We start from the raw sequence: 14,057 nt of genomic DNA on the forward strand, positions 1-14,057 counted from the left end.
TCTAAAACTGAATGGAACTGCCATGGCTGTTTCCCTCGTCTCCAAGGTGCTTGGGCACGAAGGGTCTCTCCGGCGAGATGTGGGCCGGCCTCAATGAAAAGGTTCTTCTCAAAGCATCCAATGGCGACTTGAGACGTTGAGGCTCACGTCAGCACGCTATCTATCGAATTGGGTAGTCGACGATTGGCGCAATTTCGGAGACTCCCAAATGGATATTCCTAGAGGTGCCACCGTTGCAGTGGCTGACGGCGAGAGGCTCAACCTGTTTCGCAACTCAGGAGACGAAGCCAATCCCAAACTCACGGCTTCGACGGTCGAAGACGTAACCAACGACAACAAGGGGTCCGGCGCGCGTCATCCGAGCAGCTCCGCCAATCCGGACAACAGTCAAATCGAAGAAGACAGTTTTGCAGCTGGAACTGCCGACCTGCTCAACCGACAGGTTCTCGGCGGACAAATCGAAAATCTGATCGTCATCGCCGCTCCTCGAACGCTTGGGGAACTGCGTAAGCATTATCACCAGAAACTAACGGCCGTGCTTGTTGGCGAAATAGCCAAGGACCTCACGGGTCATTCGGCCCAGGAAATAGAGAAGGCAGTTGCCAGCGCATAGACGGGCAATTTGCTGCGAACCCATATCTGCACCCCATCGCGCTGGCGCAATTAACTAACGCGCTTGCGGTGAACTGAAGGATTTGATCATGACAAAAAACCTTGGGCTACTGACCGCGGCAATGCTTTGCATCGCGGGATCTGCGCAGGCCGCCGACGGCGCCTTTCTGAAATCATTCGCGGGGAGCTGGGTTGGCAAGGGCACGGTCAAAACCGACGCTGATTCCAAGCCCATCAAAATCAATTGCAAATTCGCGTCCAACGCAACCGAGAGCTCGTTGTCACTTGATGGCAAATGTACAGGGTACGTGGTCTTCTCGCGAGCGATCGGCGCCGACGTCAAGACCAATGGCAAAACATATACCGGCACATACACCGGATCGAGCACCGGCCCTGCCGGCCTCAGTGGCAATCGTTCCGGCAACGCCCTGGTCCTTGGCATTCATTGGGCAAAAGAAGTCAATGGCGATCGGGCCGCCCAGCTGAGACTGGAAAAGGTTGGAGACGATGGGATGCGTTTGACGACGATCGACAAGGACCCGGCGACCGGCAAGAACATTGTGATCAGCCAGATCAACCTCAGCCGTCCCTAGCGTTTTGATTGCACAGGTTCCGGCGCCACGCGGTGGATGAAGCGGAAATCATCCACCCATACCGCCGGGCTCTATGTGAGTTCGTAGTAAAAATCGCAGATGAGGTCTGCGACTTTGACGGCTTCAAAATCCGTCATATGCGCGGCTGTCTCAACAGCGACCGTTTCCATATCGTCCTGGTCGACGGCCAGAAGATCCAGTATTTTTGCAAACTTGAACTTGAGTTCCCGGTCCCCAGCGAACTCATCGATCGTGACGTGCAAAATGTTCACATTAGCATCGATCAAGCGCGTTTGTATGCTGTCGGAAGACGCTGCGAGCGTGCGAAGTGCTGCGAAAAAGTGCTCTCGCGCATTGGAATATTTATCGTCCATGTTGATACCTTTGGGTGAAGCGCCGCGCCTTGGACGTGAGGTGCGGCCCGGCTTACGCTCTTGGGATGGCCGGAGTCAACGATGTGACCGGCCGAACATGGGCCTGCGCCTCGCTTGACACGGCAAATTACGATCGAAATCGGACAATTGGAATTCCTGTAGCGACCTAACCATCCATCGCCGCGCCCATGGATGGCGAACTTTGTGTCCGGCAGCGCGTTGTCGGGGGTAACGGAGAGAGGTCCAATGGGCTGGGTTTTTGGGTTAGCGTTTGCGCTGGTCTTGTTATTCGCGGTTTTGCTGGTCGTTACAGCACATCGGGATTTTCAGAGCTCTCCCACTTTTCATCGCCTGCGGCGTTGGAGACAGACGCGGGATAGCTAATAGTACTGGCGCCGGCAATTTCGTGACCGATCAGGAAGATGTAGTACAGATACGCATCCGGTGGGAGGAAAACCGCATCTGGGCCGATACGCGCAATCTGTGCGCCGTCGCTAGGCCGAAGCCTGCGCGGTGCTGGCGGCGGCGGCGCCTATCGACCAAGCTTGTAATAAGTCCATCGCGAGGCGCCAAACAGCCATTCTTGTTCGCCCTAGACGTTGAACCGCGCCACGTCACCTTAATCAAGCACCCGTTTGGTTGGGCTCGGCAACCAAAACTCAAGTCGCGCATTTTAGTGAATGCTGTTGGACCAAATCCCCATGTGTTGTTCTCGCTGCGGAGCGCGCGACCATAGTTATGAGCACTGCACACATCTGAACCATGCCAGTCTGTCCGAGGCGCCTCGAGGTTCGATCAAGACCGATGACCGGCACAAGCAACAGCTTCCAGCTCGCAATCTACGCCACTTTGAACCGGACCGATTTCTTGACATTGACTAAAGTCGTTTGCCCGCAAGTCAGATCGCGGCGCCGAAGCCATTTGCCCGCTGGGTCCCTCCAAGCGGTCAAAAGGGCCGGAAGGCCCGTCGCCCGCTGGCTCCCGGCCAGCGGGCGTTTTTGATATAACAGACACAGATTGCCCCGGAACAGGCGGCCGTCCTTCGACTGTATCTCCGGCCAAGCCCGGGAACTTGCCGCCCCTCTTCCGAAGTAATCCCCGTCGTTTCTGTTGGGGAGCTTATCATTCGGAATGAGCGGAACGAATGTGGCAGTGCCCAGTTTGGATAGCGACGGGACACCACACGGAGAATTCAAATGACACGCCGACCAAAGATTTTGGCCTGCACCGCACTCGGTTTACTGATCGCCTCAGCGCCGTTCGGGGCACCGCTCAGCAGCGCAGCATTCGGCGCCGCACGGTTCGTCGCATCTGAACCGCCGATTTTTATCAAGTTGAAATGTAAGGAGGGCGAGTCCGCCGAAGCCTGCGCGCTGAGGCAACAGGCTCCGTCCGAAAGCGCCGCTCCCCTTCCAGCGACCGAACCACAGCCTACTCCAAAACCAAAAGAGGCAGCCCCGGCGTCTGAGGCAGCTCCTATTCCAGAACCGACCCCTCCGGTTGAACCATCCGCGAAGGAGCAGCCTGCTCAACCGGCCGCGCCGGCGTCCGAGGCTGCGCCAGCGCAGCCGGCCCCCGACAAATCGGCGCCAGTCGAGCAAGCCCAGCCAACCGCAGATCAGGCGCCTTTACCCACCCCGGTGCCCCAGGCGCCTACTCAGCCTGCCCAAGGTGAACAACCGGCGGAAACCAAACCCGAAAAGAAGCCAGCCGCCGAGCAGCCTGCCGCCGAGGAGCCTGCACCAAAGCAGCCCGTGACTGGAGAGCAACCTTCGACCGATCAGCAGCCTGCAACCTCCGAAAAGCCAGCCAATGGTGAGCCGGCGGCGCCCGTCCAAAGCGAAAAGCCGGTTCAGGGCGAGGCGCCAGCGGATCCTAACGCCGCACCAGTCCTCGACAGCGAAAAAGATGCAATACGTCCGGGCAAGGACGGTAAACCGCCTGCTCAGCAGAGCGATGGCGGTCAGGCCGCCGCACCTGCGGCTGCCCCTGTAGACGCCGGACCACCGCCAGCGGACGACAAGGCAGCGCAGCAGGAGATCAAGCCTGAGAAGATCGTTCCGGTGACGGAGGAAAAGGGTACCCGCCGTGACAAGGCGCCAGATAGTCAGCCGCCGGAACGCCCAAAAGGCGCCGATGTCCTCACGGAAATTGGCGGCCGGGTGATCATCCAGTTCAACAACCAGACGATAGTCGAGAGCAATGATGCGCCGCGAATGAACCGTGGTGCCAAGGATGTGTATTCCGAGGATCTGCCGGGGGGCCGCACACGCGAGACGATCGTTCGCGACAACGGCAACCAAATCGTCACCATCCGCAACCGCTATGGCGACGTCATCCAGCGCTCCCGCATCACGCCGGACGGCCGCGAGTATGTGCTGAGCTATGTCGACGAGAGGTATTACCAGGACGTGCAGGATTGGCGCGATCCTGGAGATGACTTGCCACCGATGCGGCTCAACATCCCGCGCAAGCAATACATCCTGGAGTCCGATTTGGTAGAGGATGCGGGCGACTACTACACCTTCCTCGAGCAACCGCCAGTGGAAAAGGTCCAGCGCCTCTACTCGGTCGACGAGGTCAAACGCTCGGCGCGTGTGCGCGACATCGCCCGGCGGGTTGATCTCGACACGTTGAATTTCGAGTCCGGTTCGGCGGCGATCTCGGACAGCGAAGTCAAAAAGCTGCAAGGCGTTGCGGACGCAATGGAGCGGCTGCTGAAGAAGAACCCGGCGGAAACATTCTTGATCGAAGGCCACACCGATGCCGTCGGTAGCGACAATGCAAACCTGGCCTTGTCCGACCAGCGAGCCGAGGCAGTTGCCGAGGCCCTCACCAACGCCTTTGGCATCGCGCCAGAGAACCTGACGACCCAAGGCTACGGCGAGCGCTATCTTAAGGTGAACACGACAGGGCCCGAACGACAGAACCGTCGTGTCGCAATTCGCCGCATCACGCCGCTGGTGGCTCCCGTCGCCAGCGCCAACTGACAAAGGCGTCTCGCGACGCGGTAAAGAGTGCCGAGTCGCGAGACCCTTGCCAGCCAAGCGGATCAATGGCCCGGCCTCCACTGCACCCGAAGATGCTTGTCTTTCAAACCCCACGGGGCCTTTTAAGACTTCATTTACCGTGCGGTTTTAGCATCCCCACTTGCGGCTAAAGTTGCAGTTCCGCATTTTCAGGCAACACCGCCCGTCGCTCAGTCCACCTAAGAGCGACGGGTACCTGCCTCAGGCAAAAGCCGCCGGCTCTTGCTCTAGGTAGTCCACTTCAAGGCTACCGCCGGTGGTGGTGTGGCTGAAGCGGATTTGACCTTCCCCCGCCAATCTCTGCCCGCCTGGTGCGTGGTTGGCGCGAAATCGAGCTAACAGCGGAAGGCAGAGAGACCCCAATAGATTTCGGCCAGAGGGGAGGCATCGTGCCAACCGATACGCAAAGAACGCTGCGGCGGAAAGCTTTACAGGAGATGGGAACCTTTCGCTGGCGAGCCGCTTTCTGAGCATGTCCCAAACCGTTGAAGCACCGATCTTGCCCGAGAGTAGCCCAGACAGGGAGGTCAACTGCGAGGTCGCCTTGGAAGCCGCCTTCGCGGCCTTGGTGACTGCCGCAGAAGGCCAGGGGTGGACGCCCGATGAAACGGCATCAACTCTACTCAAAATCGCTACGAACCATGCCCAAAAGACCGAGGCTGTCGTTGCGGCCCCTGATAACTGACAAAACAGCAATGGAAACTCGGGCCTAGCCGGCAGGGAACCCAGGCTCAGCCGGCTACATTGCCCGCATCAGTAGCAATCTGAAATCGACCTTTTTGTTCGAATTTAACGTGCCCGAGAGCCGAGCAAAAAAATTCGTTGCTGCTCTTGAACGATTTCTTGGTCATTCCCAAATCGATTGCCGTCGAGGCTTAGGCTCGACGGAACAGGCGTCGCGGTGGGTCCTGCGGCGCCGCTTGTAACCCATGTTGCTTTACGGAGGATATGGCTATGAGAAGCTCTGACTATGCCCCCCTTTATCGCTCCACGGTCGGCTTTGACCGTCTCATTGACATGCTCGACAACAGCGTGCGCTCGGACTGGCCGCCCTATAATATCGAGAAGACCGGCGACAATGACTACCGGATAACCATGGCCATCGCCGGGTTCAGCCCTGACGAAGTCGAGCTTACCCAGCACGGGCCGGAACTGATCGTGGTCGGCCAAAAGCAGGCCGACGAGAGCGATCGGCAGATTCTGCACCGCGGCATGGCGACCCGCAACTTCAAGCAGGTCTTCAAATTGGCGGATTATGTGAAAGTCGCGAAAGCCACTCTCGAGAGCGGCCTGCTGTCTGTGGATCTCGTCCGGGAGATCCCCGACGAATTGAAGCCTCGTCGCATTGGTCTCGAGTCGTCGAGCAATGCAGCCCCGTCTCAGCAACAGCAGATCAGCCAGGATACGCAGCGGCAGCGCAAGGTCGCCTGACTGCTCGGAAGATGCGCAAACTGCGGTCCCGCCTCCCGGCCCAGCCGGGAGGCACAGATTGCGGAGAATGGAGATGACAACCGGATTCGAATTCTTATCAAAGCGGAAATGCAAGACTGCTCCACAAGGGATTACTCATCCCGCTGATGTCGTGGGCCTCCCCGAACTGAGTGTCGAAGAGAAGCGTGCACTTTTGGCTTCCTGGGCATCCGACGCATGCAAGGTTCCCGGCATACCTCTGCTGCGTCAGTGGGATGACGGAACGATAGCAACGATCGACGACATCCTGCGCGCTCTGAAGGCGCTGGACGGCGCATCGGAAGACAACGGCCAAAATCGGAAGCTCACGCTGTGGGGAACGCCTTATAGTCGGCGACGTCAAAGGACGTGGTCCCCTTGGCCGCATCGCCGTCGGCGTGATGACGATGATGATCCTCCACCCTGTCCGGCGTATGGCGCAATCTCGCCAACAAGAGGAGGTGGTGGGGTGACCGCATGCCCAGAGCCGGCATTGATCTGATGGGTGTGGGCCACCGAGGGGTTGTGATGCGTTCGCCTTCCATTTGCCCCGGTTCTTGGAACTTTAGCTGGCGCTAAGAGTTCTAGGGACGGCAGATAACGACCCCTCGCTATCTGCTGAGATCGGTTTCGCAAACTCGATCGGAGCCAGCGCTCTGCGCCAGAGGCGCGGGCTTTTTAACAGTCTTCCTCAAGGGCGATTCTAAAACGTGTACCCTTCAATACAGGCTCCGTTTCATGCAGAGGCCCGCTTCGGCGGTGGCCGAGACGGGCTGTCCGTCGTTTCCAGTCTGGGGAACGAACACTCGACGGACGACTAACTTTGAATGATCGAGAAGGTTCCTCTTCTGGTCGATTTGCAAAAGACGGCGTAGCCATGCGGGTTTGGAGCCTTTGGCGCGTACAGGCCGGTCAAGGGTCTTGAGGGTCAGTCGCGAAATCCTCTCTACCGTCGAGGGGAGCGAGCCTCAGGTGTCTGCATTTGGAGGCAACCTAGTGCTGGCGCGTTCCGGTGTTTTGCTGGGTCTGGCCTCACTCTAGATTGCCGACGGCCCATTAACGTCTCATATTCGGCGCATCGTACTAGCATCGTAGCATTGCGATAGGACGAGTAAATGCCAAGGGACGCCGCGACCAGAGCCGCACGGATCGTTCGTACGGTTGTCGAAACGCTGAAGCCGGGTTTCGCGGTCAGGCTGTGGACCGGCGAGCGGATCGGCCCGGCCACCGGCCCGGTGCTCACCATCAACGATCAGGACATCGTCTGGCAGGTGATCCGCCGGCCCGCTTTCTCGACGCTTGTCGAGATGTGGATCTCCAAGGCGGTCGACGTCGAAGACGGATCGCTGTTCGATTTCTATGCCTTGCCGTCGCAAGGCAAGCTCAGGACGAAGCTCAAGTCATTGCCGAAACTGGCGATCCTGCGCGACCTGCCGGCCGTGCTGTTTTCGAGGAAACAGATGACGGCGCGCGCCGATCTCTCCGGGCGCAACCCATTCGTCAGCGGCTCGAGCCAGGAGGCGATCCAGCATCACTACGACATTTCGAATGCCTTCTACCGGCTCTTCCTCGACGAGAGGATGGTCTACAGTTGCGGCTACTTCAAGGATTTCGCCAACAGCATCGACCAGGCGCAGGTCGACAAGCTCGACCACATCTGCCGCAAGCTGCGGCTGAAGCCCGGCGAAAGGTTGCTCGACATCGGCTGCGGCTGGGGAGCCATGCTCATCCATGCCGCAAAGAATTACGGCGTCGTCGGCCACGGCGTCTCGCTATCGGAAGCGCAGACCAAACTCGCCCGCGAGCGCATCCGCGCCGAGGGGCTGGAGGACCGCATTACCATCGAGATCAAATCCTATGCCGAACTCTCCGGCTCGTTCGACAAGATATCGTCGATCGGCATGTTCGAGCATCTCGGCCTCGCCAATCACGCGGCCTATTTCTCGACTGTCCACCGCCTGCTGGAGCCCGGCGGCATCTACCTGCATCACGCCATCACCAGGCGCAGCAAGGGCGACATGAAGAAGACCTTACGCAAGGGTCCGGAATTCAAGGCGCTGATCAGATACATCTTCCCGGGCGGCGAGCTCGACACGATCGGCATGACGCTCGGCAATTTCGAGGCGCATGGCTTCCTCGTCTACGACGTCGAGAATCTGCGCGAGCACTATGCCCGCACCTGCCGGCTGTGGGCCGAGCGCCTGCATGCACGGTTCGACGAAGCCATTGCCGAAGTCGGCGAGGCCAAGGCGCGGCTGTGGCTGCTTTATCTCACCGGTTGCTCGATCACCTTCGAGCGCGCCTCGGCACAGATTTTCCAGACCGTCGTCACCAAGCGCGCGCGGGGTTCAAGCGGCCTGCCGCCCACACGGGCCGACATTTATAGACGCTGAGCCGCGGTTCTCGGCCAGCCACCAACGCGCATTCGCCCGCCTACGCTCCTTGCACCGCGGAGGCCTTCGGCATCGCGGGATCTCTGCAGGTTTCCTGGTCATTATGGCTGCGATTAGTGATCCGTGCGGAGTTCGAAGCACGATTTCAGCGCGACTTGGTGCTGGTATTGTACTCCCGGTTTGCTGCGTAATCGATAGTGAAGGTTCCTTCGGCAACTGGAACGCCCAGTTTCACGTTGAAGATCGTTACCGTTGTAGTTAGTCCCCTCTCGTCGCGGAGGCTCCATTTGCGTAAATCGAGCGATTTCCTGTCAAACATCATCGAAATATCCGAATTACCATAGGCTGATTTGTCAACCAGCTTGATAGTTATCAGATCGCCTTCTTCCTTGATGCTTTTGAGGCGTCTGCCAGAGAAGTCGACCTTGCTGTCGAGTAGCAGCTTGAGCGGCGTCTTCGAGAGCGACTAGAGCCGCGATGTCTTAAGTTTTTTATTATAGACGACCACCGATTTTCCGTCGGCTATTATGCTGACCCCTGATTGGCCTGCAAAATTGAATCGGATCTTGCCGGGGCGCTTGAGAAAAAACCTGCCACTGGTCTTCTCCCCCTTCGGGCCCGACTGAACGAAGTCGCCGGACATAGATTTTACGGATGAAAAGTGATCGGCGATCGTCTGGGCTGCGACGGGTGCTGCCGAAAGCGCGGGCCTAAGTCCGACGTCTATCGCAGCAGAGCTGAGAAGGACGAAGCAGAGAACGGGCAGTGGTTTGACTCTATAGGCCATCCAATCGTCCTAGCCAGGTTAGGCGCGTGATCGCAACAGATCACGCGCCTTAGGTATCAGTAGCCGTCCGGGCACCGGGCAATGTAAACGCGGCCATTACGATCGCGATACCGGCACTGGCCGGCCTCACTGGCGTGCCCGATCACCGCACCGGCGATCGCGCCGACTGCACCACCAACGACAGCACCTTGTACCGGATCGCCGGCCACCGCGGCACCGACCGCGGCACCTCCCAAGCCGCCGACAGCAGCGCCTTGTTCGGTACGGGAACATGCCACGAGCGGAATGAGCAGGCTCAAAATGAGCAGTGCCTTTTTCATGGGTTCTCGCCTGAAGCCCTAATTGGCCGGAGCATAAATGCGCCAAGGGGTTTTTCGATCCATGGCCCTGTTGCCTTCATGGAACGGCTCGTCTCCGCTCCATGGGCGGACTGCATAGGCTGAGGCACGCTGAGCCCTTCGTCGGGCGAAGGGCTCAGGTTGAGTGTGACCGCAATAGTTCGCGGGTTAGCGTTTTATCGCTCGGGCCACCGCAATCAAGATACACGCGCCGATGAAGCCGGCGACGAGATAGCCGAGCCAGCCGGCCAACGATATGCCAAGCACGCTAAGAATGAGGTTGGCGACAATAGCTCCCACGATTCCCAAAATGATGTTCATGACGACGCCCATGTTGCTTTTCATGAACATCTCGGCGAGCCATCCGGCAATACCGCCGATAATGATCGCTGCCAGCCAGCCGACGCCAGGATTCTGCATAGTTTTCCCCTTTCCGCGAACCGCAATTGGTTCGACCGGGGAACGTCCAGGAGCCAACAAGGTTCCCGCGATACAGGTGCCGTGCGAGCTCGAAAAAATGCGGAATCGCGGCAGTTTAATTGACTCTACGTGGCGCTTCGCATGCCGACAAACACCGCTGTCGATTAACGCGACTGACCGGTCAGCCCTCTCAGGCGACTTCCGAATTCCAAGGGGAACTTCGCATCGTGCGGCCCGTTGTGAGGTGGCAAACTGTGCCGCGCTCAGCCTCCCTGCAACGGTTCGGCCGAACGCGGCGTGCATCAACACTAACGCACAAAGGAAACGTACCATGATCAGCAAACTTTTGGCTACCACCGCAATAGCAACCCTGCTGTCGTCTGGCCTGTGGGTATCAGGGGCCGCCGCTGAAGATGCCACCAAACCTGCCACCGCTACGACCACTGCGGCGACGGCGCCGGCGGCCGTTGCAGACGGCAGCCTCGTCACCAAGATCATAGGCGCCGACGTCTATGATAGTGCCGCAGACGATGCCGCGAAGATCGGCGATGTGAAAGACATCGTCCTCTCCAAGGACGGCAAAGCCAAGTACATTATCATCGGCGTAGGCGGATTCTTGGGCCTGGGGGAAAAGAACGTCGCCTACGATTTCAGCAAGGCCGAGTGGGTCGAGAAGAAGGGTGATCGCTGGCTGGTCGCGAAGACCACCAAGGAAGACCTTCAAGCGCAACAGGATTTTGACCTGAAGGTCTACGACACGGCAGCGACCTCGAACACCAATGATGTCGCAGCTACCGCGGCCAACAATGAAGCGGCCCCAGCCACGACGGACAACACGGCCACCGCGGCAATCGACAAGGCTTCGCTGACCGAGATGCCGATGGACAAAATCAGCACCAAGGACTTCATCGGCACCACGGTCTACGGCGCCGACGATGCAAAAGTCGGCGAGATCGGAGACGTCGTCCTGAGCGGCGATAAAAAGGTCGATGCCGTCGTCGTCGACGTGGGCGGATTCCTCGGCATGGGCGAAAAGCCGGTGGCTATTGGCCTGGAGAAATTGAAGTTCCTGTCCAACAAGGACGGAAACCGGTACCTCTACACCAATTTCACCAAGGCTCAGCTTGAAGCGCAGACTGCATATGACAAGGGCACCTACGCGCAGAATCGCGACAAGCAGCGGATCGTTGTTGGCCAATAGACCCAGCGTGGCCCGCGCTGTTTAGGCGCGGGCCACACTGTTTCGATCGTGTATGCGCGATCTGACAATCCCGGTTGATCACTAGAGGAGATCACCTCGATCTGCCGATCGGGTGAACAGCGTAGCACGTTCAAGTTCTTATCGGTTGCACGCAAGGATTTTGGCGATAGCCATCCTCCTTAAGGCCGCAAACTCGGGGTCAGCGTGAAATGGTAGCCGTAATTGAGATGCCGTAGCGGCGTTTCAAGCGCGGTTGCGTTTGCTAGAACGCGGCCTGCGGCTTTCTATATTCCATTGGCAACAGAGGCTTCCACGGCAGCCAGCGGCGCTTGCAGCGTCCAGGTAACCCCATGCGCGCCGTACTCGAGATTTCCATGCCCACCAACCGCCGTGGGCGCAACCCGCTTCAGCACCACGGTTCCAAACCCGCCATGTCCGATAGTCTGAATTTGCGGACCATCTGTTTCGGCCCAGGTGAGGTGAAACAGCCTTGAAGCACCGGAACCAGTGGTGTTCCATGTAACCGAGATCTCGCCGGCATCGCCTGACAGCACGCCGTACTTGGCCGAGTTGGTCGCGAGTTCGTGGAAGGCGATCCCGAGATATTGCACCGCATTGGGACTGAGGTCCAAGGATGGGCCGGCCATGGCGATAACCTCCCCCCGTGGGAAAGGCTTAGCTTGGGCTACCAACAGGTCATTGATTGTAGCTCCCTTCCAGTCGGCTGATACCAGCAGGTCGTGGGATCGCGACAGCGCCATGATGCGCTCGCGCACCTGGCGTTCAAACTTGTCAGGCGTCTCCGATCGTTTGTTGGTCTCGCGGATCATCGACAGGATGACCGAGTACTGGTTCTTCACCCGGTGGTTGACCTCGCGCATCAGCATGCGAATACGTTGTTCGCTTTCCCTAGCCGACGTGATGTCACGAGCAATCTTTGATGCGCCGACGATCTGTCCCGTTGCGCTGCGCACAGGCGATATTGTCAGCGAGACCGGAACCAAGCTGCCATCCTTGCGCTGGCGGATGGTTTCGTACGTTTCGACCCGCTCGCCGCGACGGATGCGTTCGAGGATGCGGGGTTCCTCGTCCTGGTGGTCGTCGGGGATCAGCATGGTCACCGACCGACCGATCGCTTCGTCGGCGCTGTAGCCGAACAACCGTTCGGCGCCGTGGTTCCAGCTTTTGATGATCGTGTTCAAACCCTTACTGACAATCGCGTCGAACGAGGATTCCACAATTGCTGACAGATGCTGCCTTGCCTCTTCGGCACCCTGGCGGTCCGTCAGGTCCAGCAGCATGTTCACGCCACCAATCAGATTGCCGTGCTCATCCCGCAGCGGTGTGGGGTAGGGCAGGAACGGAAAGAAGGATCCGTCCGGACGGCGCGCTATGGCTTCCTGGTTGCGGACCGGCCGGTTTTCCTTGAGCGCGATGGCCATCGGGCACTCGTCATGCGGCAATTCCTTGCCGTCGGGAGTGAACAGCTTGAACGTGACGCACCATTGTCCTTGCCGACTTTTGGCTCCGTGCCCGCAAGATCGGCGGCAGCGCGGTTGTAGTAGGTGATCGTCCCGTGCCGATCGGTCGTATAGATGGCGACCGGAAGGCCGTCGAGGATCTGGTGATAGGTGCTGCCCTGCTGTCGTAACTCCATGCGTGTCCGCTCCAGGTCGGTAACATCGACCGTGAAGCACCTAGTGTTGATCAGCTTTCCGTCCCGAAAATGGCCGCTCGACGTGATTTCGACATGCTTGATCGATCCGTTACAGGTCTCAATCGCGCCGGATATCGCGTGATCTTCTCACCGCGGGTCAGCCGTGCCAGAATGTCATCGATCACGTCCCGGTCGGGATAGAATCCGGCAATGTGGCGGCCGACATATTTTTCTGCACTAAACCCGAGAAGGTCAAGCTCAGCCTCATTTGCGTGAAGGATGACGCCATCCGCGCTTACCAGATGGAGCGCGACGGCCCCGTTCTCGAAGAAATCCTGATAATCGAAGGCCCGACTATCCTCACTGGACAGTTCCGGACTCTTGAAGGCGACAACGTTCGCCTGCGTTACCTCATCCATCCGAGTCCCCGATCGCGACTTAACCGACCTAAATGTGGTTCGTGGCAATTCGTTCCACAACAGTCGTCGATGGTTTGCACGACTCCAGTGGCCGTCGTTCGTGGGAGTGCGGAGGACTTTCCGTCATCCCAGCAAAAGCGATTAGTCGGGCCAATCTCTGGACGGTGGGGATTTTGACTTTCGCCTCTTTCCGTGCGCGATTATCGAGGCGATGTCGACCGTGACCAGACCGCCAACCTTCACGGTCACCTTGCCATCTTGGTCATCGACGCGGATGACATACCCTACGATACTAACCTTGTCGCCGGACCTTTTCTTCTTGGGAGCATCGATCGCAAAGGGGAAGTTATAGGTCGGAATACTGACGCTGGCGCGGCCGCTTGGCAGCACCTTTATGATGGTGGCTGTCAACGTAATCTCTTCACCGATCTCTATGTCCCACGCCATGAATATGACTCTGGAGCGGTCAGGTCGGTCGTCAAGCGAAATTTTGATTGAAGATAACAACGAAACCGCTGCGTCACGCGTCTACGGTAATGGCGCACTGACTGCCGGTCTATATCGGCCGTATAGTCGCAGCGGGCCGACGGCTGCCTTGATTGTGCAGGCGCAGCTGGCCGAGACGTTCGGGCAGCTTTACCGGCGTCGGCAAGCCGGGCGAGGGCTTGGCGATCGATTATCAGGTGATCGTCGAGATCCGTTCATTCGACCTGGGTACGCATCCTGAACGACCGGAATGGCCGGCATCTTGGTGACCATCTTTCGTTTACGCGATCATGTGTCTA

General features: G+C 58.6%; 14 protein-coding genes and 1 pseudogene. 7 read left to right on the plus strand and 8 right to left on the minus strand.

Going from position 1 to position 14,057, the window contains the following annotated elements; genetic code table 11:
- Positions 1 to 208: 208 nt before the first annotated feature.
- Both B5V02_RS24330 and B5V02_RS24335 read left to right on the plus strand, forming a co-directional pair.
- Positions 209 to 613 (plus strand): host attachment family protein, encoded by a 405-nt coding sequence (locus B5V02_RS24330; protein ID WP_111546590.1) that lies wholly within the window; start codon positions 209 to 211, stop codon positions 611 to 613.
- A gap of 88 nt (positions 614 to 701) precedes the next feature.
- Positions 702 to 1,205 (plus strand): hypothetical protein, encoded by a 504-nt coding sequence (locus B5V02_RS24335; protein ID WP_111546591.1) that lies wholly within the window; start codon positions 702 to 704, stop codon positions 1,203 to 1,205.
- Between the two features lie 71 nt (positions 1,206 to 1,276).
- Here B5V02_RS24335 and B5V02_RS24340 read toward each other — a convergent pair whose 3' ends face one another.
- A complete protein-coding gene (locus B5V02_RS24340; protein WP_111546592.1) occupies positions 1,277 to 1,579 on the minus strand; it encodes a hypothetical protein in 303 nt (100 codons plus the stop codon).
- Positions 1,580 to 2,775: 1,196 nt separating this feature from the next.
- Here B5V02_RS24340 and B5V02_RS24345 point away from each other — a divergent pair.
- From B5V02_RS24345 to B5V02_RS24360, 4 genes are all read left to right on the plus strand, one after another.
- Complete coding sequence (locus B5V02_RS24345) at positions 2,776 to 4,569, plus strand: OmpA family protein (RefSeq protein WP_111546593.1); 1,794 nt, start codon at positions 2,776 to 2,778, stop codon at positions 4,567 to 4,569.
- Positions 4,570 to 5,562: 993 nt separating this feature from the next.
- Positions 5,563 to 6,039 (plus strand): Hsp20 family protein, encoded by a 477-nt coding sequence (locus tag B5V02_RS24355; protein ID WP_111546595.1) that lies wholly within the window; start codon positions 5,563 to 5,565, stop codon positions 6,037 to 6,039.
- A 73-nt stretch (positions 6,040 to 6,112) separates the two neighbouring features.
- The gene (locus B5V02_RS40190) at positions 6,113 to 6,559 is read left to right on the plus strand and encodes a hypothetical protein (RefSeq protein WP_146606143.1); all 447 of its coding nucleotides are present in this window, start codon (positions 6,113 to 6,115) and stop codon (positions 6,557 to 6,559) included.
- 613 nt (positions 6,560 to 7,172) lie between these two features.
- Positions 7,173 to 8,450 (plus strand): SAM-dependent methyltransferase, encoded by a 1,278-nt coding sequence (locus tag B5V02_RS24360; RefSeq protein WP_111546596.1) that lies wholly within the window; start codon positions 7,173 to 7,175, stop codon positions 8,448 to 8,450.
- 145 nt (positions 8,451 to 8,595) lie between these two features.
- Here the strand turns inward: B5V02_RS24360 and B5V02_RS24365 are convergent.
- The 3 genes and pseudogenes from B5V02_RS24365 to B5V02_RS24375 all read right to left on the minus strand — a co-directional run bounded on the left by B5V02_RS24365 (position 8,596) and on the right by B5V02_RS24375 (position 9,995).
- A pseudogene (locus B5V02_RS24365) lies at positions 8,596 to 9,237 on the minus strand (outer-membrane lipoprotein carrier protein LolA).
- A gap of 56 nt (positions 9,238 to 9,293) precedes the next feature.
- Positions 9,294 to 9,557 carry a YMGG-like glycine zipper-containing protein gene (locus tag B5V02_RS24370; RefSeq protein WP_111546597.1) on the minus strand — a complete coding sequence of 88 codons (264 nt, stop codon included), beginning with the start codon at positions 9,555 to 9,557 and terminating at the stop codon, positions 9,294 to 9,296.
- 186 nt (positions 9,558 to 9,743) lie between these two features.
- Entirely contained in the window at positions 9,744 to 9,995 is a 252-nt protein-coding gene (locus B5V02_RS24375) for a GlsB/YeaQ/YmgE family stress response membrane protein (protein ID WP_111546598.1), read from the minus strand.
- A gap of 331 nt (positions 9,996 to 10,326) precedes the next feature.
- On the opposite strand from B5V02_RS24375, the gene B5V02_RS24380 reads away from it, so the two are divergent.
- On the plus strand, positions 10,327 to 11,196 hold the full coding sequence (locus B5V02_RS24380) for a PRC-barrel domain-containing protein (RefSeq protein ID WP_111546599.1): 870 nt from the start codon (positions 10,327 to 10,329) through the stop codon (positions 11,194 to 11,196).
- Positions 11,197 to 11,480: 284 nt separating this feature from the next.
- On the opposite strand, the gene B5V02_RS41825 is transcribed toward B5V02_RS24380, so the two are convergent.
- The 4 genes from B5V02_RS41825 to B5V02_RS24395 form a co-directional block, all read right to left on the minus strand.
- Positions 11,481 to 12,638: a PAS domain S-box protein gene (locus B5V02_RS41825; RefSeq protein WP_245446134.1), complete on the minus strand. Its 1,158-nt coding sequence runs from the start codon at positions 12,636 to 12,638 to the stop codon at positions 11,481 to 11,483.
- Entirely contained in the window at positions 12,587 to 12,853 is a 267-nt protein-coding gene (locus B5V02_RS41830; RefSeq protein WP_245446136.1) for a PAS domain-containing protein, read from the minus strand. The genes B5V02_RS41825 and B5V02_RS41830 overlap by 52 nt, the downstream gene beginning before the upstream one ends.
- A 50-nt stretch (positions 12,854 to 12,903) precedes the next feature.
- On the minus strand, positions 12,904 to 13,272 hold the full coding sequence (locus B5V02_RS41835) for a PAS domain-containing protein (protein WP_245446137.1): 369 nt from the start codon (positions 13,270 to 13,272) through the stop codon (positions 12,904 to 12,906).
- 141 nt (positions 13,273 to 13,413) lie between these two features.
- Positions 13,414 to 13,719, minus strand: a complete 306-nt coding sequence (locus B5V02_RS24395) for a hypothetical protein (protein ID WP_111546600.1) — start codon at positions 13,717 to 13,719, stop codon at positions 13,414 to 13,416.
- Positions 13,720 to 14,057: the final 338 nt, after the last annotated feature.

This window comes from Mesorhizobium kowhaii, assembly GCF_003253745.1.
GTDB lineage: Bacteria > Pseudomonadota > Alphaproteobacteria > Rhizobiales > Rhizobiaceae > Mesorhizobium > Mesorhizobium kowhaii.

Bases quoted from the DNA above. Each gene is read 5' to 3' on its own strand.
- B5V02_RS24330 (WP_111546590.1), top strand. From the start codon at position 209: ATGGATATTCCTAGAGGTGCCACCGTTGCAGTGGCTGACGGCGAGAGG.
- B5V02_RS24335 (WP_111546591.1), top strand. From the start codon at position 702: ATGACAAAAAACCTTGGGCTACTGACCGCGGCAATGCTTTGCATCGCG.
- B5V02_RS24340 (WP_111546592.1), bottom strand. From the start codon at position 1,579: ATGGACGATAAATATTCCAATGCGCGAGAGCACTTTTTCGCAGCACTT.
- B5V02_RS24345 (WP_111546593.1), top strand. From the start codon at position 2,776: ATGACACGCCGACCAAAGATTTTGGCCTGCACCGCACTCGGTTTACTG.
- B5V02_RS24355 (WP_111546595.1), top strand. From the start codon at position 5,563: ATGAGAAGCTCTGACTATGCCCCCCTTTATCGCTCCACGGTCGGCTTT.
- B5V02_RS40190 (WP_146606143.1), top strand. From the start codon at position 6,113: ATGACAACCGGATTCGAATTCTTATCAAAGCGGAAATGCAAGACTGCT.
- B5V02_RS24360 (WP_111546596.1), top strand. From the start codon at position 7,173: ATGCCAAGGGACGCCGCGACCAGAGCCGCACGGATCGTTCGTACGGTT.
- B5V02_RS24370 (WP_111546597.1), bottom strand. From the start codon at position 9,557: ATGAAAAAGGCACTGCTCATTTTGAGCCTGCTCATTCCGCTCGTGGCA.
- B5V02_RS24375 (WP_111546598.1), bottom strand. From the start codon at position 9,995: ATGCAGAATCCTGGCGTCGGCTGGCTGGCAGCGATCATTATCGGCGGT.
- B5V02_RS24380 (WP_111546599.1), top strand. From the start codon at position 10,327: ATGATCAGCAAACTTTTGGCTACCACCGCAATAGCAACCCTGCTGTCG.
- B5V02_RS41825 (WP_245446134.1), bottom strand. From the start codon at position 12,638: ATGGCCATCGCGCTCAAGGAAAACCGGCCGGTCCGCAACCAGGAAGCC.
- B5V02_RS41830 (WP_245446136.1), bottom strand. From the start codon at position 12,853: ATGGAGTTACGACAGCAGGGCAGCACCTATCACCAGATCCTCGACGGC.
- B5V02_RS41835 (WP_245446137.1), bottom strand. From the start codon at position 13,272: ATGGATGAGGTAACGCAGGCGAACGTTGTCGCCTTCAAGAGTCCGGAA.
- B5V02_RS24395 (WP_111546600.1), bottom strand. From the start codon at position 13,719: ATGGCGTGGGACATAGAGATCGGTGAAGAGATTACGTTGACAGCCACC.